Source organism: Bacillus sp. OK048, from assembly GCF_900103525.1.
Lineage (GTDB): Bacteria > Bacillota > Bacilli > Bacillales > Cytobacillaceae > Neobacillus.
Genome location: NZ_FNHN01000010.1, coordinates 35580 through 61963 on the forward strand (window position 1 = coordinate 35580; position 26384 = coordinate 61963).

Annotated in this window: 24 protein-coding genes; 1 reads left to right on the forward strand and 23 read right to left on the reverse strand. The window is 38.2% G+C overall.

Going from position 1 to position 26384, the window contains the following annotated elements; all coding sequences use genetic code 11:
- Positions 1–76: 76 nt before the first annotated feature.
- On the forward strand, positions 77–610 hold the full coding sequence (locus BLR86_RS17925) for a helix-turn-helix domain-containing protein (RefSeq protein ID WP_090764918.1): 534 nt from the start codon (positions 77–79) through the stop codon (positions 608–610).
- Between the two features lie 86 nt (positions 611–696).
- On the opposite strand, the gene BLR86_RS17930 is transcribed toward BLR86_RS17925, so the two are convergent.
- The 23 genes from BLR86_RS17930 to BLR86_RS18040 all read right to left on the reverse strand — a co-directional run bounded on the left by BLR86_RS17930 (position 697) and on the right by BLR86_RS18040 (position 26372).
- Positions 697–1815: a CaiB/BaiF CoA transferase family protein gene (locus tag BLR86_RS17930; RefSeq protein ID WP_090764511.1), complete on the reverse strand. Its 1119-nt coding sequence runs from the start codon at positions 1813–1815 to the stop codon at positions 697–699.
- A 37-nt stretch (positions 1816–1852) separates the two neighbouring features.
- Positions 1853–2935, reverse strand: coding sequence for an AbrB family transcriptional regulator (locus tag BLR86_RS17935; RefSeq protein ID WP_090764514.1), 1083 nt, complete (start codon positions 2933–2935; stop codon positions 1853–1855).
- A 55-nt stretch (positions 2936–2990) separates the two neighbouring features.
- Positions 2991–4295 carry an acetyl-CoA hydrolase/transferase family protein gene (locus BLR86_RS17940; RefSeq protein ID WP_090764517.1) on the reverse strand — a complete coding sequence of 435 codons (1305 nt, stop codon included), beginning with the start codon at positions 4293–4295 and terminating at the stop codon, positions 2991–2993.
- A 264-nt stretch (positions 4296–4559) separates the two neighbouring features.
- Positions 4560–5651 carry an amidohydrolase family protein gene (locus tag BLR86_RS17945; protein WP_090764520.1) on the reverse strand — a complete coding sequence of 364 codons (1092 nt, stop codon included), beginning with the start codon at positions 5649–5651 and terminating at the stop codon, positions 4560–4562.
- Positions 5652–5686: 35 nt separating this feature from the next.
- A complete protein-coding gene (locus BLR86_RS17950; RefSeq protein WP_090764522.1) occupies positions 5687–6040 on the reverse strand; it encodes a Rieske (2Fe-2S) protein in 354 nt (117 codons plus the stop codon).
- Positions 6041–6267: 227 nt separating this feature from the next.
- Positions 6268–7293, reverse strand: coding sequence for a zinc-binding dehydrogenase (locus BLR86_RS17955; protein WP_090764525.1), 1026 nt, complete (start codon positions 7291–7293; stop codon positions 6268–6270).
- 91 nt (positions 7294–7384) lie between these two features.
- Positions 7385–8572 carry an ABC transporter substrate-binding protein gene (locus tag BLR86_RS17960; RefSeq protein WP_090764528.1) on the reverse strand — a complete coding sequence of 396 codons (1188 nt, stop codon included), beginning with the start codon at positions 8570–8572 and terminating at the stop codon, positions 7385–7387.
- A gap of 83 nt (positions 8573–8655) precedes the next feature.
- Positions 8656–10152: an aldehyde dehydrogenase family protein gene (locus BLR86_RS17965; RefSeq protein ID WP_175492945.1), complete on the reverse strand. Its 1497-nt coding sequence runs from the start codon at positions 10150–10152 to the stop codon at positions 8656–8658.
- Positions 10153–10251: 99 nt separating this feature from the next.
- Positions 10252–11028 (reverse strand): SDR family NAD(P)-dependent oxidoreductase, encoded by a 777-nt coding sequence (locus tag BLR86_RS17970; protein WP_090764534.1) that lies wholly within the window; start codon positions 11026–11028, stop codon positions 10252–10254.
- 33 nt (positions 11029–11061) lie between these two features.
- Positions 11062–11799: an ABC transporter ATP-binding protein gene (locus BLR86_RS17975; RefSeq protein ID WP_090764537.1), complete on the reverse strand. Its 738-nt coding sequence runs from the start codon at positions 11797–11799 to the stop codon at positions 11062–11064.
- Positions 11796–13643, reverse strand: a complete 1848-nt coding sequence (locus tag BLR86_RS17980) for a branched-chain amino acid ABC transporter ATP-binding protein/permease (RefSeq protein ID WP_090764541.1) — start codon at positions 13641–13643, stop codon at positions 11796–11798. Before BLR86_RS17980 ends, BLR86_RS17975 begins: the two co-directional genes overlap by 4 nt.
- Positions 13640–14527: a branched-chain amino acid ABC transporter permease gene (locus tag BLR86_RS17985; protein ID WP_217642398.1), complete on the reverse strand. Its 888-nt coding sequence runs from the start codon at positions 14525–14527 to the stop codon at positions 13640–13642. Before BLR86_RS17985 ends, BLR86_RS17980 begins: the two co-directional genes overlap by 4 nt.
- Before the next feature lie 8 nt (positions 14528–14535).
- Complete coding sequence (locus BLR86_RS17990) at positions 14536–15729, reverse strand: ABC transporter substrate-binding protein (RefSeq protein ID WP_090764546.1); 1194 nt, start codon at positions 15727–15729, stop codon at positions 14536–14538.
- 164 nt (positions 15730–15893) lie between these two features.
- Positions 15894–16778 carry an SDR family NAD(P)-dependent oxidoreductase gene (locus tag BLR86_RS17995; protein ID WP_217642399.1) on the reverse strand — a complete coding sequence of 295 codons (885 nt, stop codon included), beginning with the start codon at positions 16776–16778 and terminating at the stop codon, positions 15894–15896.
- Positions 16696–17247, reverse strand: a complete 552-nt coding sequence (locus tag BLR86_RS18000) for a nuclear transport factor 2 family protein (RefSeq protein ID WP_217642400.1) — start codon at positions 17245–17247, stop codon at positions 16696–16698. Before BLR86_RS18000 ends, BLR86_RS17995 begins: the two co-directional genes overlap by 83 nt.
- 146 nt (positions 17248–17393) lie before the next feature.
- The gene (locus BLR86_RS18005) at positions 17394–18833 is read right to left on the reverse strand and encodes an aldehyde dehydrogenase family protein (RefSeq protein WP_090764555.1); all 1440 of its coding nucleotides are present in this window, start codon (positions 18831–18833) and stop codon (positions 17394–17396) included.
- A 53-nt stretch (positions 18834–18886) separates the two neighbouring features.
- Positions 18887–19684 carry an SDR family NAD(P)-dependent oxidoreductase gene (locus BLR86_RS18010; RefSeq protein WP_139185648.1) on the reverse strand — a complete coding sequence of 266 codons (798 nt, stop codon included), beginning with the start codon at positions 19682–19684 and terminating at the stop codon, positions 18887–18889.
- A 6-nt stretch (positions 19685–19690) separates the two neighbouring features.
- On the reverse strand, positions 19691–20776 hold the full coding sequence (locus BLR86_RS18015; protein WP_090764561.1) for a TRAP transporter substrate-binding protein: 1086 nt from the start codon (positions 20774–20776) through the stop codon (positions 19691–19693).
- 88 nt (positions 20777–20864) lie between these two features.
- The gene (locus tag BLR86_RS18020; RefSeq protein WP_090764564.1) at positions 20865–21629 is read right to left on the reverse strand and encodes an SDR family NAD(P)-dependent oxidoreductase; all 765 of its coding nucleotides are present in this window, start codon (positions 21627–21629) and stop codon (positions 20865–20867) included.
- 110 nt (positions 21630–21739) lie between these two features.
- Positions 21740–22819 (reverse strand): TRAP transporter substrate-binding protein, encoded by a 1080-nt coding sequence (locus tag BLR86_RS18025; RefSeq protein ID WP_175492948.1) that lies wholly within the window; start codon positions 22817–22819, stop codon positions 21740–21742.
- Between the two features lie 51 nt (positions 22820–22870).
- Positions 22871–24139, reverse strand: coding sequence for a TRAP transporter large permease (locus BLR86_RS18030; RefSeq protein ID WP_090764570.1), 1269 nt, complete (start codon positions 24137–24139; stop codon positions 22871–22873).
- Positions 24133–24687 (reverse strand): TRAP transporter small permease, encoded by a 555-nt coding sequence (locus tag BLR86_RS18035; protein ID WP_090764573.1) that lies wholly within the window; start codon positions 24685–24687, stop codon positions 24133–24135. The genes BLR86_RS18030 and BLR86_RS18035 overlap by 7 nt, the downstream gene beginning before the upstream one ends.
- A gap of 482 nt (positions 24688–25169) precedes the next feature.
- A complete protein-coding gene (locus BLR86_RS18040; RefSeq protein ID WP_090764576.1) occupies positions 25170–26372 on the reverse strand; it encodes a CaiB/BaiF CoA transferase family protein in 1203 nt (400 codons plus the stop codon).
- Positions 26373–26384: the final 12 nt, after the last annotated feature.

Sequence of the window (26384 nt, forward strand, 5' to 3'; positions counted from 1 at the left end):
CGTTATGGATTGTCAACAATATTTTTGCTAATATATAAATATGTTCTATATTAGTAAACTAAAAAGGGTGATTAAACTGGATATCGGCTCAAAAATTCGTTCAATTAGAAATCGAAAAAAAATTACGATAGCGCAAATGTGTGAAGGAACAGGTCTATCAAAAGGATTTATTAGCAATGTTGAAAATAATAACACCTCACCATCTATAAGTACTTTGCAAACGATTGCAAGTTATTTAGAGGTTCCTCTACCCTATTTATTATTAGAAAAAAAACAACATTTACGCGTGGTTAGAAAAAACAATAGAACGATGACAACTTTTAATCAGTTAAAAATTGAGCACATTTCTTCAATGGGTGGATTAAGTTTGAGAAGCGTGGAGTTCCCTCCAGGCGCTTCAATTGGAGATGCCCATGCACATGAAGGAGAAGAATGTCATTTAGTGCTAGAGGGGAAAGTTCTAGCAGAGCAAGGAGAAGATTCTGTTATCTTAGAAGAAGGTGACTCCTTTAGCTGGAATGCAAGTGTTCCACATACGGTAAAAAATATTGGGGATTGCAAAGCGGTTGTTTTAATTGCTGTTTATTCCGAAAATGAACTCAAAAACTAAGATTATTCGATTATCATCCATTAAAAAAAGGTGTCCATTCAATTTGGGCACCTTCTTTACAATGGTTTGGTTATTCTTCTAGTAGTTTAAAATTTCTTTTTATACTCTTTTTCATTTAATTTAGCTATCAATTCTTTCGTGTGTTCTCCGTGTTTTGGTGCAGGGGATGAATGCTTAAGGATAGATTCAGATTTATATAATGTAGAAACATATCGAAGCCCCCATTTTTCTTCAATCAGATGTCTTTCTTGAAAATAGGGATGCGATTGAATTTCGCCTGTTTCCAAAACAGGTGCCATACAGCAATCAACATTTGCTGCAAATTGGGTCCATTCCGAAAACGTATGATTCCGAAACAATTTCTTTACCTCTTGAAAGCTTGGATTATTTTCACTCGGTTTAGTAAGATGGGCCGGAATCCATTCCATTTTATTAAGCGCATAGCAAAAGTTTTCCCAAAACTTCGGTTCTAAGGCTCCTAAACTGATATAACGACCATCCTTTGTTTCATATAAATAGTAGCAAATTACTTCTTTATTTAATTTAGAAATCCCAGTCTGTTCCCCTGTAGCAGATTCAAGAATAACATGGTTCGTCATCATCGTAAGCATCACATCAGCAAGGGCAAGATCGAGGTATGACCCATTACCCGTTCTTTCTCGATGAAAAAGTGCAGTAGAAATTGATTCACTTGCTGCAATACCACCAATTAAATCTGCAAAAGTATTACTAGGATGAACAGGAACACCTTCATGATCCTTTAGTTGTGATAGCGCTCCACTTAGGGCCATATAATTTATATCATGACTGCCTAATTGACTCATTACTCCCTTTTGTCCATAACCTGACAGGGAACAATAAATAATGTCTGGTTTCTCCTTAGCAATATCTTCATAACCAATTCCTAATCGTTTGGCTACACCTGGTCGGAAGCTTTCTAGTACAACATCAGATTCCTTAATTAATTCTCTAGCAATGCGTTGGTCATTTGAATCTTTCAAATTTAGGCTGATACTTTTTTTGTCTCGATTTTGTGCTCTAAATATATACTTGTCTCCTTGATCTATTTCAGGAGGAAACCTTAATGGGTCTCCGGTTGGTGATTCCACTTTAATTACTTCTGCACCTTTATCAGCCAAACGAAGGGTAGCATAAGGACCTGGTAAATATTGTGAGAAATCAATTACGCGAACACCTTTCAACATAAATAATCCATCCTTTTGCTGTAATATTTTTACCACCTTACTGTTCTAATGCCTTACTTTTTATTCTAATCTTATTTGTAATCAAAACGATGAGCTTAGGTACGATCGAAATAAACACCAACATCCGAAATACCTGAAATGCAGCCACCATCGGAACATTCGCACCTATAACTACAGCAGTTAAACTCATTTCTGCAACTCCACCTGGGGCCATGCATAGAACTGCTGTTGCATAATCAATGCCTGACCACATATATAAAAGAAAAGCGGCTATAAAACTCATACCAGTAAGAGTGATGCCCGCTAAAAGACCAACTAGTAAATATTTTCGATATTCAACCATTTCTTTTTTCTTAAAATTAGTTCCAATGTTTACTCCAATAAATAACTGTGCAATGTGCAGTAAAATAGGAGGAACTTCTCCTAAAGAGACCCCAGCTAATGAAAAAATTGACACTACAATCAGTGGGCCAGTCAAAAAATGCAGAGGAATTTTCATAAATTTCCCTATAATAACCCCTAAACAGCCAAGTACAAATAATATAAGCAACCCTGTTAAATTCACGTCAACGGTGTCAATCTTCTCTATTACGGGATATGCGGGTTTGGAGGAAATAATTAATATACTCGGAATAATCATAACCACCAAGACAAGCCTAATGAACTGTTGGATGGCAATAATTTCTGGTTTTCCGCCTAATTCTTTTCCGATATCAATCATTTGAGCAGTTCCTCCGGGGATACTGCCGAAAATTGCCGTTACCCAATCTAATTTAAAGATATTTTTATATATAACACCGTTAAGAACACTAATTAAAAAGACAACGACTGTCATTACAATTACAAATTCTAGCCTTTCGAGGATGATTGCACCCATTTCAGGAACAAAGTAAAGCCCCATCGAGATTCCTAAAATAAAGTAACCAACTAAGGTACACTTATTAGGTGAATATGCCTCTTTAACAGTCATAGTAAGGATGACTGTTAAAAACAAGGGTCCAAGAATCCAAGGGAGTGGTAAGCTTAATAAAGAAAACAAATTTCCGCCAAGTAAACCTGCAAGCAATGTAAAAAAAAAGCTTACGTACTTGTCTTTATTAATACTTGTGTTTAACTTCATTTATAGCCATCTCCGATAACAAACCAATGTTTGTTCACATTATCCCAATACGTTTTCAGGTAAATTTCAAATTGTTTTCGCACTGCACCCAGTCTTTAAGCTGTTCTCGGTGATCTGGATGGGCAATTGAAATCAATCTTCTAGCTCTTTCGATTAATGGCTGATGACGAAGATTTACAGCTCCATATTCCGTAACTACAATATCAATTTCTGTTCTAGGAGTAGAAACCGGAACATTGGAGCCTAATACTGGTATTATTTTTGAATTTCCCCTCTTATCTGTCGATGGTAAAGCAATAATCGCCTTACCTCCTTTTGAGTTTCTAGCCATACGAATAAAATCGAGCTGCCCACCTACACCCGATATTTGACGGCCATCTATACTTTCGGAGTTAACCTGACCGGATAAATCTAATTCAATTGCAGAATTTATGGATATAAAGTTATCTAGCTTAGAAGCTAATGAGAGATTGTGAGTATAGGTGACAGGATGAAGCTCAATGGATGGATTTTTATGACAAAAATCATACAGCTCCTGACTACCTAGTACGTTAGTGCCAATAATCTTTCGTTTATCAATTCTTTTCTGATTGCCGGTAACAACCCCCATTTTTAAGAGGTCAATCATTTTATCAGAAATCAGCCCAGAATGAATGCCAAGATCTGTTTTGTCCGTTAACTTTCCTAAAATCGCATCCGGTATCCTGCCAATACCAATTTGAAGCGTAGCGCCATCAGGAATCAATTGTGACACTTCCACAGCAATCTTTTCTTCAACTTCTCCAGGAATTGGGGCTTGATACTCCAGTAAACGACTTTCCCCTTGGATAAAATAGTTAATTTCAGAAATATGAATTCCTGTTTGTCCACAAGTCACTGGCATATTCTGATTGACTTGTGCAACAACAATTTTAGCCTCTTCAACTGCTGTCAGGAGTGTTTCTACTGTAATTCCCAAGTTACAATATCCAAATATATCAGGAGGACTCACCTGGATAACCGTGATATCGGGTGAAAACGTTGTACGCAATATAGTAGGAATTTCTGAAGTATTTACAGGTATGTACTCTACCTTACCTTCTGTTATTTTTTTGTGTAATTCAGGAGTACCAAACAACGAAACAATTTTCAAGTGTTCATAGTCTTTGTCATGAGAAAATAGTATTTTATTAACGTTGGGGACAGGTGTGACTAAGATATTAATGTTAGGTACTCTGTCGGCTTGATCCAATAAACTCTGTATAATAATACTTGGTTCAGCAGCACCTTGTTCAAAATATACAAGCATCTCTGGTTCAATTAAATTTATAAATCGGTTAATACTAATTTTTTTAGATTGGAATTCATTAACAAAAGACACATCAAGTCTTCTCCTTTCTATATTTTCTTTTTAGACAATGGAGGTGTGTAAAATAAATTTTTTATAAAATAGAAAAGCACAACCAACAAAAGCTATGGTCTTTTGTTGGTCTGTGCATCCTAAATAATAAGTATCTATTATGATAATCTCTAATTCTATAGACTATTAGATTTCTGAAGGAATGAGATGATCTGGTACATCTAAAACTAATTCGTGCTGATAAATTAACACAGAATTAATCCTAGAAACTTTTAATCTTTTGATTTACGAAGGATCAGGTAAATTAAAAAGTTTTTTTGCATTATGATAACGAATACGATTTCTTGTTTCTCTTGATAATCCTTTCAACGCTGCAACAGGTGAATCAAACTCCCAATGCGGATAATCTGAAGCAAACAAGAGTTTATCAGAGCCAACCATTTCTATTAATTGTTCGAGATACTTGTGGTCAGCGGGCTCTGGCTCTATCATAGGCTGAGTGCCAAACCAAATATGATCCCTAACATATTCACTTGGAGGTCTTTTTACCCAAGGTACCTCTCTTCTAACTGCACGCCATTGAGTATCCATCATATATGTCAATCCAGGTACCCATGCAAAACCTGCTTCGATAAATGCCATTTTAATTCCTGGAAACTTCTCAAACAACCCGGAAAATATCATATTTGCCAATTGTGCCTGATATGGAATAGCATTAGTTGATTGAAATTCAACAAAATAAGGTGGAATCCCTATAGGTCCTGTCGGGTATAGACCAGTACCTCCAGCGCCTGTTGTATGAAAACAAACGACTAAATTATTTCTAACCGCAGCTTCCCATATAGGGTGATAACGAGGATCACCCCAACCTCCATATGGAGAGTGCATTCCAAGACCTACCTGAACCATCTTAGGGTGACTTCCTACACGATCAATTTCCCTGGCTGCGGCTTCTGGATCTTGAGCGGCAACCAACACAGTTCCATAAACTCGTGAATCTTTACTCAGCCAATGCTCTATTAGCCAATCGTTATACGCGGATGCTAATGCTGTTGCCATCTCACGCTGTGGGGCACCCGATATGAAAAAGGTCCCATCAGTAAAGAGAATCGCATGCGAATAATTATATTCATCCATGACCTGTTGTCTAAAAAAATCTATGGATGAACAAGCCGGCCCACCCTCAGGCACCTTACTGTCAGCTCTTAGGCCTCCATTAACGGGAAGCGTAATATCAACTGTTGGCAAATGCCCTTTGAATTTACTAGCAATCATATAATCTTTCCAATAATCATCAAGGTAAGGCAATAAATCTCTTTTGCGCACTGGGTTTGGATGTATGTCACAATCTATAACAGGGACCTCACTATTAACCATTTTATTTACCTCCTTTAATTGATCATTTACTAATCTTACTTGTATAGAACTACATCGTCACCCTCAACTTTTACTGCATATGTTTTAACCTTAACAGATTCAGGATCTCGCACGGAACACCCGTTTGTAACATCAAACTCCCAATGATGCCATGGGCAATAAATAATATCTCCTTTTTTCTCATAGCAATACTCACCCACATTTGAAGGTAGGGCAGCTCCTTGAATCGTCCCTTTTCCAAGTGGTCCTCCCTGATGTGGACATGAATTACGCATAGCATAAAATCCATCTTTCGTACGTATTAAAACCACAGACGATCTTCCAATTTGGTAAATTTCTCTATCACCAATTGCGAGATTATCCTTATTACATAAGAAATGCTTTTCCATGATAATACCTCCTTCTACCCATTGGAAATTAAAATGCTTTTTTGAATGTTTTAATCCTTAATGCGTTTACATATTGTGTTTTATGAAAAATGAGCTCACTTTTACTTTTATTGTAAATAATTTTGGCGAAAAAGTATATATATATTTTAAATTTTACGAAAATTTAGATTACGAGCAGTCCTCAAATTGATATAAGCCTGTGGTATATTTGCAAAGAAAGAAATTACTTATTCAAATTTTGTAACGACCATTGTACCAGGATTTGTGAAAGTACTCATGCCTTCGAAAGCATTTTGGACTTCGGATAGGGAAATTTCACGATTTACCATTTTACCTGGAGTTAGTTTTCCCTGCACGACTAACGGGAGTAAAAGATCATATCTATGTGCGGGCATTCCTAATGCAGTAAAGAATTGAATCTCATTAAATATCATTTTACTAATTGGAATAGTAACATCTGTTTCCTTATTAGAACCAATTTGCAGGTGACGACCTAGTGGTTTCAAACTATTTATAGAGTTCACGCATGTTTCCTGAATACCAATTCCATCCACTGAAACATCTGCTCCTCCTTTCGTCAGCTCTTTTATTGCCTCAACTGGATCAGTTCTTTTGCTATTAATTGTATATATTGCACCCATTTTTTTAGCATATTCAAGATTGTCATCATTAATATCGACACCAATCACATTGGCACCTATTGCAGTTGCTACGTTAATTGCAGATAAGCCAATACCGCCGCATCCATATACAGCCACCCATTCCCCAGGTAGCACTTTCACTTTATCAACAACCCCATGATATGAAGTCATGAATCGACATCCCAAAGCAGCCGCATCCCGGAAATTTATTCCTTCTGGAAGATGTCTTACATTCCGATCTCCAATCGGAACAGCAACATATTCCCCATAACCACCCGGATATGCTACCCCCGGAATTAACCTTGAATCACAAAGATGGGTATGACCCTTTAAACACATAGTACATGTTCCGTCACTTCCCGAAAATGGAACTACCACTCGGTCACCCTTTTTGAAATTCTTAACATTCTTCCCCACTTCTTCAACTATTCCACTGAATTCATGTCCCAATATAGTTTCTTGTATTGGAACGTGTCCGGACCAAAAATGCCAGTCAGACCTGCAAACACCATTAGCCTTTACATGTATCAAAATACTATCATCATTAATGGTTGGATCAGGTACTTCTTTAACGACAACTTTTTTCACTTCTTCTAATACAAGTGCTTTCAAAAAAATCCCTCCCATTTTTATTAATTTCTATATTTTAGGATTTATGGGTTATTATTAACATTCTTAAGTGAAAGTTCATCCTTGTGTTTCATTACCAATCTTTAGTAGGATCGATGAAATCACCTTTAAGTATCCATTCTCCTTTTTCGATCATAACTGGCTGAAGATCTATTACACCATAGTGATTATCAGGTGAGAACGTAACTGGCGGAAGGATACCTGTTTCGTAATTTTTCATTGATTCAAGTGATTTGATAAAGTTCTCTCTTGTAAGCGGCCCTTTTACCTGCTTCAACGCTTCTGCGAAAACTTTTGCCTCTGCCCACGTAAATAAAGACTGATAGTCAGGACGTGCATCGGGTTCATACTTTTTCAAAGCATTTCTATACTCTTCTACCTCAGGTATGTCAGCTGTAGGTGGAACAGTGAAAGACATCGCTCTAAGCCCTTCAACCGCTTTACTGCCAAGATCCAAAGTATCGTTAGAAACATTTGGTGCATAAGTGTATAAAGGTATCTTAACACTCTGACGTTCTAACGCTTTGGCAAGTGCCACCAATTCATCGACTGATTGAATAATAACAATAGCATCGGGTTTACTATTTTGAATTTGGAGAGCAATGGGGGCATAGTCAGTCGTCCCAAACTTCACTGGCATAAACTCAACCTTTGCATTAGCGTCAAAAGACGCAACTCCAGGTTCCACATTTTTTGCTTGATTTTCAAAATATGCTGGATCACTATGGACTACTAGTATATTCTTAGCCCCTTCCTTTGCAGCCCAGCGTCCTAAAGCACGAGACTGGTTTTCATATAGTACCTGAACTCCAAATAGATATGGTTTTACAGGATTCCACCATTCCGGAGCATTGCCTAGGCCAGGCATAAAAGGTGTATTTACTTTATCAAAGTATGGAAATGTAGCAGCATTCTGAGCGGTTCCATTTGATCCTGCGATAGCAAACACGTTGTCACGTTCAACCAACTTTCTTGCAATTGATACAGATTTCTGTGGATCATAAGAATTATCCTCGACGATCCACTCTATTTTTCTATTATTTATTCCCCCTTTTTCATTAATCATTTTAAAATATGCGTTCATTCCTATACGCTGTGTAATACCGTGCCCAGCAATTGGTCCCGTCAAAGGAAGCCATGCTCCAACTTTAATTGAAGTATCAGTAACCCCTGGAACCTTCTCAGTGGTTGAAACATTCTGTTCACTACACGCAGTAATGAACATGACTGTCATCAGTATTCCTATCAATATTCTTCTCATCCATTTTCAACCCCCGGTTAATAGTAGAAAGAAACATAGGTCACCATTTTGAAGAAAAGATAATAAGTCTAACACTCCTTAGTTTAATCTAAATTCATAACTACCCCTTTTACTTTTGTATATGCTTCAATTCCTGGATAGCCCAATTCATAACCGAGACCACTTTGTTTAAATCCAGTAGTAGGAACAGCTGTATCTTTTTTTAAGTAGCAATTTACCCAAACGGTACCTGCGTCTAGTGTGTTTATGATTTTATGGGCTTTTGTCATGTCCTTTGTCCAGACACCAGCAGCCAAACCATATTCAGTTAAATTTGCTCTTTCAATCACTTCATCTATATCTGAAAATGGCATAATACATAATACAGGTCCGAATATTTCTTCTTTTACTGCCCTGCAGTTTTCATCAAGATTTATCAGGATAGTGGGTTCCAAATAATTTCCCTTTTCGAATTCCCCATTATTTAGTACATTTCCACCTATTAGGACTTTGGCTCCATCATGTTTAGCAACCTTAATATAATTGTTAACTCTATCTAAATGTTTTTTGGAAACTAACGGACCCATCTTAGTCGTTGGATCTAAGGGATCACCGACTTTCATATTTTGGGCCAATGCGACTAACTCCCTGGTTACTTCATCAAACACTTCCTTTTGAACATATACTCTAGAACCTGCCGAGCACACTTCGCCTTGATTTGTGAAGATAGCCATAAACGCACCCTGAACAGCTTTATCTATATCAGCATCGGCAAAAATAATGTTTGGAGACTTTCCTCCTAATTCCAATGTTAATTTTTTGATAGTATCAGAGGAACTGCGAATGATACTTTTTCCAACTACAGTCGAACCAGTAAAGCTAATTTTATTAATATCAGGATGGTTGGAAATCGCCGTTCCAGTACTTTCACCAGGACCAGTCACAATATTCACAACTCCGTTCGGGAATCCTGCTTCTTGTATTAGCTCTCCTAATAGTAGTGTCGTAAGGGTTGTTTCCACAGAAGGCTTTAATACTACCGTATTTCCTGCTGCTAGTGCAGGTGCTAATTTCCTACACGCTCCTTGAAATGGGAAATTCCATGAAGTAATTAGTCCACATACACCTAACGGCTCTCTTTTGGTATATACATGATAATTGCCTCCATTAATAAGCTGCAATGTTTCCCCTGTTAGTTTTGTACACCAGCCTGCATAATAGCGTAAATGACTAACTGCTCCTGGAACCCAAGCATCCCTAGACTGGCTAATAGTACATCCAAAATCTAATGTTTCTAAGTATGCAATTTCTTCTGCTCGCTGTTCTATTAAATCAGCAAGTTTATTCAAAAGTTTTGAACGTTCTTCTGGTGAAACTTTCGACCAAGATTTTTCGAAAGCTGTTCTTGCAGAAAGAACAGCCCGATCCACGTCCTCTTCCCCCCCTTCATAAATCTTTGCAATTACTTCATTAGTGGCCGGATTAATAGATTCATAAACTTTAGCGGAAGTTGAAGGAACCCATTCCCCATTGATTAAGATTCTCTTTGTTTCAGAGAGAAATTCTCTCGTTCTTTTAGGTAATTCTAATACCTCAGACATTATTTTCCATCCTCCCTTTTTACATTACTATTACCCCATAGTGTTTTTAATTTAAGAAAAGAATTTACAAATTTTGTATTAAATTCAGCAATTTTAGGTTTATGCACTAAATCCTCCGTCTACACCTATAATCTGGCCACTCACATAGCTAGAAGCGTCTGAAACGAGGAATGCTGTTACCTCTGCGACTTCATCAGTTGTACCTTTACGCCCTAAAGGTGTTTGTGAAATGACATTTGCTGCCGCAGGGGATAAAGTGTTTTTATTTTTATGAGGTTTATGAATGCTATATGAATCAATAACTCCTGGTGCAATCCCATTAACACGAATACCTTCTTTACCATACTCACGAGCAGTATTCCTTATTAAAGCTTCGACGGCCATCTTCGGAACAGATGACATTGCGTCATTTTCGAGCGTTCGAAGGATTGCGGTGGTAAGAAGGTGAACAATCGAACCACCACCTTCTTTCTTAAGAAACGGGATTCCACGTTTTAATATATTAAATGAACCGATTACATCTGTTTCAACTACATAATGAAAAGCGTCGTCCTCAATTTCTGTAAGCGGCATGATTTTAAAAGCTGTACCAGTAGCTGAAACAATAGCATCGATTCCTCCCCACTTTTCTTGCATGTTTGAAAAGAAATTGCTTACCGAGTCTCCATTACATATATCAACTGCACCGATATCTGCTATACCGCCGGCTTCTCGGATAGCTTGAGCTGTAGCTTCAGCTTTTTCCCGGTTGCTGTTATATCCAACTGTCACTATCGCTTCCTGACCGATCCGTTTTGCAATCGACTCGCCAATACCACCGCTTCCACCAATAATAGCAATTCGCTTTAGCCTATTCGGGTTGTTCATAAGTTCCATATCCTACCACCTCACTATAAGATTATTAACTTTTTATTCTGTACCAAAGTAACCCTTCTGTAGGGCTTCTTTTGCAGAAGCACTAGTTATAGAACCGTGATACCTAATCACGCCTCCTTCCAACACAATCATACTTTGTGCATGTTGGAGGGCATAGGTAGTCATCTGCTCAATAACAATTACAGTCATTGCCCTTTGATTCAGACTGGAAAGTACCTCGTAAATTCGTTCTATCATTTTCGGTGCCAAGCCCAATGAGGGTTCATCTAAGATGATTGTATTTGGTCTGGCCATTAATGCTCTGGCAACTGCAACCATTTGTTGCTCACCACCACTCAATAGACCTGCCTGCTTACTTAGATGCACCTTTAACTCGGGAAGAAACTCCAACACATCTTCGTAGCTCTTCATCATCTCAACTTTTGATTGTCCAGACCCATAGGCACCCAGTAAAAGATTTTCCTTCACATTCATGGTTGTAAACAGCCGCCGACCTTCTGGGACAAGCACGACCCCTAGATTAATGAACCCGTTTCCAGAGTGCGAGCGAGTTCGATTAGCTTCTTTAACATAAACTGTTCCTTTAGTTGGGTGGAGCATTCCTCCTAAGATTATAGCCAGAGTAGATTTACCAGCACCATTTGGTCCCAAAATGGCAGTAAAACTACCCTTTTCGATTTCTAAGGAAACATGATTTAGGGCAAGTACGCCGTTATACCTATGTGTGATGTTCTCGAGTCGAATGTCTTGTATCCCAGTAGTGATAGTCAATTACTTAACACTTCCTTCCCATCCTTTAAAGCAGAACCAAGATATGCTTCAAGCACCTTTGGATTATTTTTTATTTTTTCAGGCGAACCTGTGGCAAGAACACTTCCGAAGTTTAGAACTACCATATTATCTGCAATATTAAGCACCTCTTGAACCACGTGGTCGATTATCAGGATTGATACACCAGCATTTTTCATCGCCTTTAGAATCGATCGAACCTCACTTCGTTCCTCCGCATCCAGCCCGGAGAAAGGTTCATCCATCACGATCACCTGTGCACCAGTGGCTAGAGCTCTTGCAATGTCTGTAACCTTTTGAACTCCAAATGGCACTTCGCCAGGATATAAACGTGCATACGGGCGCAGCCAAAGATTATCAATCAACATTTCAGCTATTTTCGCTGCATTATTACCTGGTTCATGATTTTTATTAAACTTGTTTCTTTGTTGAGCAGCTAAGTAGATGTTTTCTTCAATGGTTAACTCATCGAATAGTTCTGCATGTTGAAAGGTGCGACCAAATCCATGTTTGACCCGTCCATAAGGTGCAAGACTTGTTAAGTCTGTTTTACCAAGTCTTAATGATTCAACATTAGTGGGTTTAACATAACCGCTCAAAACGTTCAACAAGGTTGTTTTTCCTGCCCCGTTTGGTCCAATTAATCCCAATACACTTCCAGGCGGAATTTCAAGAGACACATTATCTAGTGCCCGAACTCCTCCAAAGGAGACGCTTAACCCAGAAATAGTTAGATTAGAAGTTGCTGGTTTTAAAAGATTTTCCACAAGGGAGGACAGATTCTCAAAATCACTATCTGTCAAATTGTCTACCGTTGCTGCAACGTATGAAGCTCTTTTACTACTATTATTTGACCATTTTTTAAGGCGCTGGGCTATCCCTGGAACAATTCCTTTCGGGAGAAATAACAATACCAAAATCGTAGCAATGCCAAATACATAAGCTGATATTCCTTGAACCTCTCTCGCCATTTCAGGGACCAACACTAGAAACATTGCACCCAGTAGGGCACCACCGATACTTCCAACCCCACCGACTACAGTACAGAGTAAAAGGTTAGTAGCTATCGCTAAAGAAAAAGCCTCTGGGCTTATATACATCATAGAAAATGCTAAAGCAACACCTGCAGTTGAAGTGATTGCCCCGCTTAATCCAAAAGCCAAAGCATTTTCTAACGAAGGTTTTAACCCAATGGACATAGAAGCCATTCGTTGGCTCTTTATTGCTAACCATCGACGACCTAAATTACCTTTAGTAATTAGTGTTACAACCAAAAATGTCAAAGTCACCAAAACAATGGTAATCAAAATGTGGCCGTTCGTATCAAGTGGAGTGTTGGAAAAAAGAAGCCGCGCAGGTCCAACCGTTATCCCCTGATCTCCGCCTGTTACAGATTGCCACCTTCCGATGATTTCATTCGATACTAACCCAAGTGCTAAGGTTAGAATGGCCATATATAGAGCGGCAAAACGTCCGGCACTAAGCCCTACTACAACTCCTAAGACCAGCGAAATTATAAAACCAAGCAGGATGATGATTTCAACAGTGAATCCACGTTCACTTAAATTTGCGGCTAAGTATGCACCGATTGCAAGAAATGCAGTATGTCCGATCGACCAAATACCAGCGTAGTTAGCCAGCATACTAATGGATAGTGTCCCTATCGCATAGATTAGTGTAAGGTCGATTATATAACTCATATATGATCCAACCAGACCAGGTCCAAGAAAAACCATTAAAATAATTCCAGCCCCGAGAATAGCTCCGATTTGAATCTTTTTTTGTTTCCTTTCTAGCTGCCGTGATGAAAGGCTCTCAAAATTCATACCCTTGCCCCCCCTTTAGCACCCAATATCCCACTTGGTCTAATAAACAGGATAACAACGATAACAGCAAAAACCATTGTGTCACGGAAACTAGCAGATACATAGCTTCCAGCTACGTTATCTAAAATGCCAATCATCATCCCTCCAGCTGCGGCACCAATCATGTTGGTTAAGCCCCCTAGAAAAACGCCTGCGAAGGCACGGAAAAGCACCATTGCCATAAGAGCTACGCCAACTGATGTTTCAGCCGCCATGATGAAAGCCGTAATTCCTGCCAGACCACATCCAAGAAACCAAGCGAGACTTGCAACACGAGTGCTTTTAATGCCAATCATTCTAGCAGCGAAGTGATCCTCTGCAGACGCCCTCATAGCCAAACCAATTCGGGTCCAGTTGAAGAGAGCCGAAATAAGTAGCATTGCAACTACTGCAAGACCGGTGGCAAGAAGTTTTTGGTACGTAATAGCTACGCCAAATACTGTTGCGTTACCATCAATTATTGGAGGGAAGGGGCGTGGGTTATACCCCCAAATGGTACCAATTATTGCTTGAAGGACTAACCCAAATCCCATTGTTATAATAAGTGCGGAAAACATATTACCTGGTCCGAGTGGCCGTATCATAAAACGTTCAACTCCGACTCCAATCATTCCGGCAACCAGAAACGTAACGGGTAAGGCAGCTACTACTGGGACTCCCAAGGAGATTACTGTCATCGCAACATATACCCCAATCGTAGCGATATCCCCGATGGCAAAGTTCACAACATCCGTTGCGCGAAAAATAATTACGATTGATAGTCCGAGTAGTGCATATAGTGAACCGCTGACCAAACCAGAAAAAATGACAGAGAGTAAATCATGCATTTCCTCACCTCTTTTCAATTAATAATTTATTCCCAATTGGAAGTTGGTTCAATGAAATCACCTACCGCTTTCCATTTACCGTTTTCTACTTTTACCCTCTGAATGGCTGTTCCTCCCATATGGTTTTCAGAAGAAAACGTCACCGGAGGTAATATGTCAGTCTTATAGTCCTTTAGATTCTCTAATGCCTTGATAAAGCTCTCACGTGTTAAATCCCCTTCTACCTGGTTTAGAACCTCAGCAAATATCATTGACTCTGCCCAGGTATACAAAGATTGAAAGTCAGGTATTGATTTAGGGTCATGTTTTTTTAATGCTTGCCTATATTCCTCTACTGCTGGGGAATCATGTGTCGGCGGCACGGTCCAAGAAACGCCATGAAGGCCATCGACTGCTTTACCACCCAGCTTCAACGTGTCTTGTGTTACATTAGCAGCAAAGGTGTACAATGGAATCTTTACATTTTGCCGGTCCAACGCCTTAGCAAAGGCAACTACTTCATCAATAGGTTGAACCAAAACAATTGCATCTGGTTTACTGTTTACGGCCTCCAGGGCAATTGGTGTATAGTCAGTGGTACCCAGTTTTACAGGCATCAAATTTACTTGTACATTGGGGTCAATTGTTTTAGCCCCAGGCGGCACCATCTCTGCTTCAGCTACGTAAACAGCTGGATCATTATGAACGACCAGAATATTTTTGGCTCCTTCCTTTGCAGCCCAGCGTCCAAGTGCAAAAGTTTGATCTTCATAAGGAACCATTACTCCATATAGATTTTCACGAGCTGGTTGCCACCAATTTAGCAGGCCGCCAAAAACGTTTAACACTGGTACATTTTGCTCATCGAGTACGTAGGAAAATGTAGCCTCCGTGTTTGCGGTACCAAAAGAGTTCACAATTGCAAAGACATTATCCCGTCCAATAAGTTTTTTTGCTGCAGCAACGGTTTGTTGTGGATCTCGTCCGCCATCCTCAATTTTGAACTCAATCTTCCTGTTTTTTACTCCACCCTTGCTATTAAGCATTTCAAAGTAGGCTTCAATTCCTGCACGTTGAGTAGTGCCATATACTGCTGCTGGACCTGTCAACGGAAGCCATGCACCGATTTTCACAGAATCATTAGTAACACCAGGAGCGTTCTCTTTGTTAGAAACTTCCTTTCCACTGCACGCAGTAATAAACATAAGTACCATAAGCATTACAAGAAAGATTTTTTTCATAACTTTATCACTCCTTTTTATAGGTCGCTCTCATCAATTATTAAAACATTTACATGGTGAATATTATAAAAAATGAGCTCACTTTTATTTTCAATTCATTATTTTTGAATTTTCAGAAAATCAAAAGCAAAGATTTTTAAAGTAGAATAATATGTTTTAATTCTTTATCTAGTTGATACTAAACCACCATCAACAGGAATGATTTGGCCTGTAATGAAACGCGATCCCTCACTGGCAAGAAAAACTAATACTGGTGCTAAATCCTTTTCGGGATCACCTAACTTGCCACCAATTGGTATTACTTTAGCGTAGGATTCATCGTGTGCTTTCAGTCCTGCTTTGCTCATAAGGGAACGACGTTCATCATACATAGGTGTCCATATTGCAGGTGCCAGTGAGTTTACTGTGATATTATATTTACCCCATTCGTGTGCAACTGACCTGGTCCAAGAAGCAACTGCACCCTTAGAGGCGGAATAATGAGCACCTGCTGGGTATGGATTCATACCTGCAACAGAAGCAAAGTTTAAAATTTTACCACCGTGTTTCTTAAGGTACTTGAAAGCTACTTGATTTGTAAGAAAAGTACCATAAACATTTACTTTATAAATTAAATCCATATCATGATCTGACATATCCTCAGGCGGAATAATACGATTGACACCTGCAGCATTTACTAATAGATCAAGACCATCCATTTCCCTAACAGCCATCTCGAATGCTTTTTCGACTTCATCACGACTTGAGATATCACAATGATAATAATTAACCCTTCCCGGACCCTTTTGAGTTGCTTCTTCTGCAACTATTTTTCCTTCATCATCTAATACGTCTAAAGAGGCTACATGTGCACCTTCCATTGCATAAGAACATACCACACTATTGCCAATTCCACGTGCCCCTCCTGTTACAATGATTCTTTTTCCAATTAATTGCATTTTTTCCTTCTTTCGTAAGTAAAGTGGATTACTTAACTGAAAACGGATTAATCTTTTGTATTGGTACAGGAGGCCAAGATCGATTAAATTGTTCTGCGATTCTGGTCCCATTATATTCGCCTGCAGAAAGAAGTTGTAAATTGCTAATTCTCCACTCGCCATCTTTTTCTTTAACATAAAAGATCTCATAACGTCCCCAGCGATGCATATCAGGTTGTTGTGGATAGGAAGTAAAGCGCTGCCAAGAATACATATACATGTAAGCAACAGCACGGTCTATCTTTTCAAAATAGATTTGTTCATTTGAGATATGATGGCTCGCACTGTTAACATAATCTATGAGTCTTTGTTTTAAATAATCATATGTTTCACTTTTATTGAAGACTGGTGCCTCATAACCTTTGGATAAGTCATCGGTAAAGTACTTTGCCATACAATCGTCAGTAAAGCAGGCAATCATGCCTTCGGGGTCACACATATCAGCACAATGTGCATATTGATGCATAATTTCCTTAATGGCTTCAATATCTTCTAAACGCTGCACTCTTTCCTCCAATGTTGTAGGCTCATGGCCTTTCATGGTCCTAATTTTACCTTCAAAGGTTTCTTTCATGGATGGAGTAACACCTCCCTAATTTTCTTAAAATAAGTTACTAAAAGAGAAGACACCATGAGCAAACCCGTTTACTCTAATGCCATCAACTCCTTTTAATAACTACAAAGATATTAATGGTTCAAATCAATAATCACGGTCTTTACTTGGGTAACTTCTTTAATCGCTTCCATCCCATTCTCTCTTCCCCATCCGCTAGCTTTGTAACCACCATAAGGGGCTGCCCAGCGTACATATCGGAATGAATTCAGCCATACTGTGCCGGAACGTAATTCCTTTGCCATCCTGTGTCCACGTGACAAGTCACTCGTCCATACTCCTGCTGAAAGTCCGTAGGAAACATTATTAGCAATGTCGATTGCTTCCTGCTCCGTCGCAAAAGGAATAACACTTACGACAGGACCAAAAATTTCTTCCTGAGCAATTCGCATGTCCGGTCTTACATCTGCAAAAACCGTTGGATTAATATAGTAGCCTTTATCAATGCCCGGCCTAGTTCCACCAGCTACTAATGTTGCCCCTTCTTCTTTTCCTATGTCTATATATTTGAGAGTTTTTTCTAATTGCTGCTTATTCGCGTGTGGTCCAATGTCGAATTTTTCCAATGGATCGCCAACAGTAATTTTTTCTACCCTCTCTTTAAATCTATTTAAAAATTTCTCATAAATATCTTGATGAACGAGCACTCTTGACCCTAATGTACATGCTTGACCCGTATAATCAAATCCATGCAAAACGGCAGATTCAAATGCTGCTTCAAAATTGGCATCTGAAAAAATAATTTGCGGTGATTTCCCACCTAGTTCGAAAGAGATTTTTTTTAGGTTACTTGTAGCTGCCCGCATAATTTTACGAGCTGTTGATCCATCGCCCGTAAAGGTTATTTTATCTACATCTGGATGTGAAGTTAATCGTTCTCCAGCTGTTTCTCCATACCCAGGAACCACATTGACTACTCCAGAAGGAAAACCAGCTTTTTCAATTAGTTTTGCAATCTCTAATGCATTAACCGGTGTTGTTTCAGCGGGTTTAAGAACAACGGTATTTCCCGCACACAAAGCAATTGAGAGTTTCATAGTAATGGACGTAACAGGTGCGTTCCAAGGCGTAATCGCTCCTATTACACCTAGAGGTTCCCTTAGTGTAAAGATTTGTTTATCATCTTCAAAAGGGATGGTTTCTCCCTGAATTTTATCTGCTAAACCTGAATAATAATACCACCACTGATGAAGGGCAGTTGCATCACGTTTTGTACGGTAAAGAGGTTTCCCGTTTTCTTTGCTCTCAAGCTCTCCAAAAAATTCCGCATTTTCTTTCATTAATTGACCCATATTACGCATGATTTCTGCTCGCTCATAGGTACTCATTTTTCTCCATGGTCCATGATCAAATGCATCACGTGCTGCACGAACTGCACGGTCAATATCCTCTTCATTCCCCTCAGGTACTTGAGCCCAAACCTCTTCGGTAGCCGGGTTTATAACATCTATCATTCTGCCAGATGTACTTTCAACCCATTCTCCGCCAATAAACAATTTATTATAAATTTGCATTTTATCTTCCCCACCTTTTGCTTTTCAATATAATAATTATTTATCTTCTAGAACTATTGAGCTGTATATCCACCGTCAACAGGCAGGTTGACACCACTGATAAATGCCGATTCATCACTAGCTAAGAATAATGCAGTGTTTGCAATGTCGGTAGGTTGAGCAGCCCTATGAAGCGGTATACTTTTGAGGAACTTTTGTTTGTTCTGCTCAAAATCGTCATCCTCCGTACGCGCCAAAAATTGTTTTAGCATAGGGGTTTCCGTCAACCCTGGACAAATCGCATTTACGCGGATGTTATCATTTCCTAAACGGACAGCAAGAGATCTTACTAAGTTAACTACAGCACCTTTAGCCGCGGAATAAACAGGGCTAAATGGCGAGGCAACGAAGCCTGAAACAGAGGCGGTAAAAATAATCGAGCCACCCAAATCTTTCATATAAGGAATTGAATATTTTGTCGTGAAAAATCCACTTTTCAAATTCAGCATCATCGCTAAATCGAATTCCTCTTCTTCAACGGTTTCAATACCAGATGGACCTGGTATACCTACATGATTCCAAAGTACATCAATCCGGCCATATTGATTCTTAATCTGCTCAATCGCTGTTTTTATTGCGGATAAATCTGTCAAATCAATATGGAGGAAATTGGCCTGCCCTCCATTTTTTCTAATCTCAGTTACTACATTCTCACCATTTTCTTGATTGATATCCAAAATATTTACAATCGCACCTTCTCTTGCAAATAGCAGTGCTCCAGCTTTTCCCATTCCAGAAGCTCCAGCACTAATTACTGCAATCTTATTCTCTAATCGCATTTTAACCATCATCCCTTCTAAACATTGATTCAAACCTGATTAATTACTATTTGATAGTTCTTCTACTAGCTCTTTTCCACCATCAACCTGTCTTTCAAATAGCTCCAAAGCTGGTCTAGTAGCTTCTTTCCATTCTTTGATTTCTTTTTCAGTAGGATAGTAGAATTCTACACCCATTTCATTTTCTAATTTCTTGTAAGCTTCTATTTCACCATCTGTTACTACTTCTTTAACATGAGCTTCCAAGTCAATACCTGTTTCCACAAGAATTTCTTGGAGATCCTTTGGCAATGACTCAAACTTTTTGAGTGATATTATCACTGGCGTTAATGGGTTAAACACAGGTGCTACCGTAAATGTTTTTACTGGTAATTTAGCATCAGAAGCAAATAATGCTGAAGTTAATAGACCATCTACAACATTTTGTTGTAATGCGGGAATGATTTCAGCACCTGAAATAGTCATTGAACTTGCACCCAATGATTTCACAGTTTCTGGTGTTATAATTCCACCTGGTGTTCGAAGCTTTAAACCCTTTGCACTTTTCGGATTTGTGACTTCTTTTTTGGCATCATTGGTAAAAATGGCACCAAATGTACCTGTGTAAGCATAAGCCAATACTTTTAATCCTCTTTCTTCCATCTTTTTTGCAATTAGCTTACCACCGTTTTCACTATGATTGAATTTTTCCCTATTCTCTAAATAAACAGCTGGATTCTTAGGATCATAATCAAAAATAAAAGGTAATTCATAAACATTCCATATTGGGTCAAAACTTGCGAGAGTAGGAGAACTTGAATGACTCATGTCAATGACACCTTGCAGGATAGATGGGGCTTCTTGGTCGACTGGCATTAATTGAGCACTTGGGTAAATCTCAATGGTTAATCTTCCATCACTGCGTTTTTTTATTTCTTCTGCGAACCATTCCATATGGGTATGATGAAATGCTTCAGTTGGATAGCCATGTGCAAGCTTTAAAACATATTTTTCGTTAATCGAATCTGGTGAATTAGATTCACTATTACCAGTTGTTGTTTCTTTAGTAGATTGGGTTGTGTTTCCACATGCAGCAGCAATAACAATAACCATCAATACACACAAAACTAAACCATATTTTTTCATATTTGTCCCCTAATAATTAATTTTAGACTGCAATACTATTGAAAGTATTTTTATTGCTTCCAATATATAAAAAATGGTTTGCTGTTTTTTATTTCGCTGTATATCCACCATCTACCGCTAAATTGACACCACTGATAAAAGCAGAATCATCAGATGCAAGAAATAATGCAGTGTTTGCAATGTCGATAGGCTGCGCTGCTCGTCCAAGAGGAATATTATCCAGCATTAGACGCTTGTTCTGTTCAAAATCATCTTCAGGAGTACGAGTCAAAAATTGCTTCAGCATCGGTGTGTCTGTCAAACCCGGACAAATGGCATTGACTCGGATTTGATCATTACCCAAACGAACGGCAAGAGAACGAACTAAATTAACAATTGCACCTTTTGCAGCTGAATAGACCGGACTGAAAGGTGAGGCCACTAATCCGCCAATGGAAGCAGTAAATATGATCGATCCTCCCGCCTCTTTCATTAATGGGAGGGCATATTGAGTGGTAAAAAAGCTGCTTTTTAAATTTAATGTCATCGCTAAGTCAAAATCTTTTTCTTCGACCTCCTCAATGCCCGGCGGACCTGGTACACCAACATGATTCCAAAGTACATCAATTCGTTGGTATTCCATTTTTATCTCTTCGATTGCAGCATTTATTCCAGATAAATTTGTCATATCCGTATGAAGAAAATTAGCCTTCCAGCCATTTTCTCTAATTTCCTTTTCTACTTGTTGTCCACTCTCTTGATTAATATCTAATATATTAACCACAGCCCCTTCTTTGGCAAACAACAACGCTCCTGCTCTTCCCATTCCAGAGGCGCCTGCACTGATTACGGCTACTTTATTTTTTAATCTCAATCGTTTTCCCTGCCTTCCTTTTTAAAAATTTCAATAAAAAATACACACGAGTTCAATAAGATATTTTATTGAACTCGTGGAGGATTGAAGATTATATCTATTTGACGATGTTATTTAATACTAGAAAGTTCTTCTAATAACTCTTTTCCACCATCAACTTTCGTTTCAAATAATTCTCTAGCAGGTTTTGTAGCTTCTTCCCATTCTGTCATCTCTTTTTCTGAAGGATAATAGATTTTAATACCTTCAGCTTCCATATTTTTATAAACGGTTAATGCCTTTTCTCCTACTACTTTCTTTGAATACTCTTCTAAATCCTTACCTGTCTCTACAAGGATTTTTTGGAGATTTTCCGGTAAAGAATTAAATTTTTTAGCTGACATGATTACAGGCGTTATACTATTAAAGACCGGGACTACAGAAAATGACTTAACAGGAAGTTTCGCATCGTGTGCATATATAGGAGTAGTTAATAGACCATCTACAACCTTTTGCTGTAAAGCAGTAATTACTTCAGCTCCAGCAATTGTCATACTACTTGCTCCAATTGCTTTAACCGTTTCCGGTCCGATCATACCACCTGGGGTTCTTAGGCGTAAGCCTTTTGCACTATCTGGACCAGATACCATGTTTTCAGTATCTGTTGTAAATACGGAGCCAAACATATCAACAAAACTAAATGCTAATACTTTCAGTCCTTTATCTTCCATCAATTTAGCAATCTTCTGCCCGCCATTCTCACTGTTATTGAATTTGATTCGATTCTCTAAAAAAACAGTTGGATCTTTAGGGTCATATTTAAAAATAAATGGTAATTCGTATACATTCCAGACTGGATCAAAACCTGCAAGAACTGGAGAACTAGAATGACTCATATCAATTTGCCCTTGTAACATAGCAGGCGCTTCTTGATCAGGGGGCATTAACTGACCGCTGGGAAAAAGTTGGATTGTTAATTGGCCATTACTGCGTTTCTTTACCTCTTCTGCGAACCATTCCATATGTGTATGATGATAAGCAGTAGTTGGAAAGCCATGTGCCAATTTTAAAACGAATTTTTCAGTGGAATTTGAAGAATTTGATCCAGTATCGCCTGCTGGTTTATCCTGGGTAGTATTAGCTGATTTTCCACATGCTGCTAAAACGATCATAGCGATCAATAGAAAGACTACTAAGTTATACTTTTTCAAAAAATTACCCCCCATACTAAATTTACTTCGTGAATCACTTTCGAAATTTTACTAATCTAACATAAAAGTACTTAACCACGGTACATATAGTAGAATCAGAGCGGCAAAAACTAACGCATATAAATACGGGACTGATCCCTTTACAACTACGGTAATGTTCTCTTTAAAATAGCCGCTCAAGGCAAAAAGGCTGCCACCCACAGGAGGAGTAATTTGAGATATCATCATTAAAGCACATGTTACAATCCCAAAATGAATCGGACTAAAACCTAAGCTTATTACAACCGGATAAAGAATAGGCATTGTAATAAAGAGAATCGGGAATGGTTCTAAGAATGTACCTAAAACAAAGAATAGTAGTAAAATCAATAACATTATGATCCACGGAGAAAATGATAAACCTACAATATATTCTGTAAGGTTCTGTGTAAATTGAGTATACGTAAGGGCAGTTGCAAATAACTGAGCTCCACCTAAAATTATGTAGATGACAGCAGTTGTAACCATGGAACTCTTAACGCTTTGGAGTAAATTTTCTTTCGTAAACTCTTTCCGATTAAAAAGGAAGCTGATGATTAAAACGTACAAAACAGCAATGGCAGCTGATTCTGTTGGTGTCATAATACCGGTATAAATTCCCCCTAAAACAATAACTGGCATAAACAATGATGGAATAGCTTGCAGGAAGGAAACTCTTATCTCTGCAAAACTACTTCTCTCTTTTCTAATTGCTTTCTCACGTCTACTAACAATTACCGCAGTTATAACTAATATGATTGCAATCAATATACCAGGAACGATGCCAGCTAGAAAGAGGTCGGCTACATTCACTTGAACCATTGAGGCATATACTATAAAAATAACACTAGGAGGAATCATTACACCTAAGGTACCTGCTGCAGCTACAATACCCATACTATTTTCTTTTGAATAACCTAATGCGGTCATTTGAGGAATTATCAATGTTCCAACGGCAACAACAGTTGCAATCGAGGATCCAGAAAGTGCCCCAAATAATGCACAAGCAATAACGGCAGCTGCTGGTAAGCCTCCACGGAAATGTCCTACCAAATCAGTTATTACCTTTAATATTTTTGTAGCTGGACCCATAAAAGTCATTAAGTTTCCTGCAAGTAAAAAATATGGGACTGCTAATAATAGCCAGCTATCAGTTGAAACATAAAATTGAGTAGGTATACTCTCTATCGGTAATCCCATCATTACGATTGCCCAAAATGCACCGCCAGCTCCCAATGCCAACCAAACAGGAGTACCGATAACTAGTAGAACAGCAAAAATAATTAGTCCAGCTATTAACATTTTATCTCAACCTCCTGTGGTGCTTTTTGTTCAGTTATCGTCGGTGTTATTTTGGGAACTCTAATTCTACTAAATTCGATAATAATTTGTTGAATGGAATATATGATGGCAAAAAACATCCCAATCGGAACCGCTATTGTAGGGATTACCATTAACATAGTCCCCGAAGGAGTCAATATTCTCATTTGAAACAAAGAAAGCACCCATTGTGTACTCGCCCAACAAAGAATGGCAAACGCAATGAAGAGGATGAAACTAATGATTAATTCATTAAGGTGTCGTAACTTCCCTTTAAGGATCGTGCTCATCAAATCCATTTTAATATGTTCACCTTTTTTGACGAGCGGTCCGAGATACAAGAATGTACCGTAAATAATGGTGTACCGACAAATCTCTTCAACCAATGCATAAGAGGCATCAAAAAAGAATCTCATCATAACATTAAAAATGGCAAAAGCCACACTAATGATTAAGCAAAAGAATGAGGTGAATTCAAGAGTTTTATCCAACCATTTGGTATATGATTCGATCTTTTGAATGTTTGTCATATTATTCCCCCTATTTATTATTGCTTTTTGGATTAATTTATTAGTTTCACCTTTTCATTTGCGTAATTAGTATAATTCACTCTTTTAAATACAATCCAATAACCTGATGAACTACCATCCTCCTAATAGATTTGTTTGGCAAGTAACGATCCAAAGAAAAAATGTTCCATCAGCTTATGTTAAAGGAAATTGAAAACATGCTTTAGGGGGCTGCCATAGACATAAATTAGTTAAATATATTTAGCTAATCACTGTTGTTTAAAAAAGTGAACTCACTTTTACTTTAATTGTAAATAAAAATCTTCTACTTGTAAACAGTGCAGTCCAAATATTCAGAATATTAATTCTAACAAAAATCTTATTTTTCATTGATTTCGACAGGACACTTGTGATGTTAAAACACCAAACAGATCTTCTTGTATAGAATTATAGGTAGCATACAAAAATTAAGTAATCGCTTACATTTAAACAAGAAGATATGTTTATATTACTTTTTCCGCCTGTAATTTTTCAAGTTCCTCTTCACTTACACCGCATAATTTTGAATAAACTTCTAGATTATGCTCTCCTAACTTCGGACCTGTATGTTTTACTTTGCCAGGCGTTCTGGAAAATTTCGGGACAATTCCTTGCATTTTTAAGTCTTCGAAATCCTCATCCTTTACAGAGATGATATCTTCTCTAGCCCAGATTTGCTCACTTTCAAATAAATCTTTGGTATTCATTACTACTGAATAAAAAGGAGCATCATTTTCATTTAGCACTTTCTCAATCACAGCTAATGTTCGGTCTCCTATCCAATTTTTAATTATTTCATTTAAATAAATGGCATTTTCAACACGCAGCTGATTACTTTTGAATCTTGAATCGTTTGCTAATTGATCTCCACCAATAGCTTTTAGAAACTTTCTTGCTGTATTATCTGTAGCTGCAGAGATTGTCAGCCATTTTCCATCCTTTGTCATATATGTGTTAATAGGCTGTCCACCGGGATGTTGATTCCCTTGACGTTCTTGGACTTGTTGGAGTTGATCATACATTACAATTGGAAATTCAACTATTCGAAAAAGAGTTTCAAAAAGTGCTAAATCTATCATTTGTCCACCTTTTTTGTTATGCTCCCGCTCATAAAGAGCCAGTGAAACACCATAAGCGCCCATTAAAGCAGTTAATGAATCCGCCATAGAAAAACCTGCATGGACCGGTGGGCCTTCTGGAAATCCGGTTAGATATTGGATTCCACTAAAGGCTTCAGCAGCCCGCCCAAATGAAGGTAAATCTGACATGGGACCATTTTGACCATAACCACTAATTCTTAAAAAAATCAAATCTGGGTTTATTGATTTTAAATATTCCCAGGAAAAACCAAGTCGTTCCATAACTCCTGGTCTAAAATTCTCAATGAGCACATCGCTTTTCTTTACTAATTCTGTAAAAAGCTGTTTTCCTCGTTCATCCTTTAAGTTTAAAGTAACGGATTTTTTATTTCTACCTATTACTTTCCACCATAAGCTTTCTCCATTTTTAATAGGAGCTAATTTACGTGCTGGATCTCCGCCATTTGGATCTTCAATTTTAATAACTTCCGCTCCGAAATCACCTAGTAATCCTGCACATTGTGGACCTGCAATTACTGTGCCTAAATCAATAATTCGGGTATTTGATAAAATTTCACTATTTAACATTAAAAGTTTCCC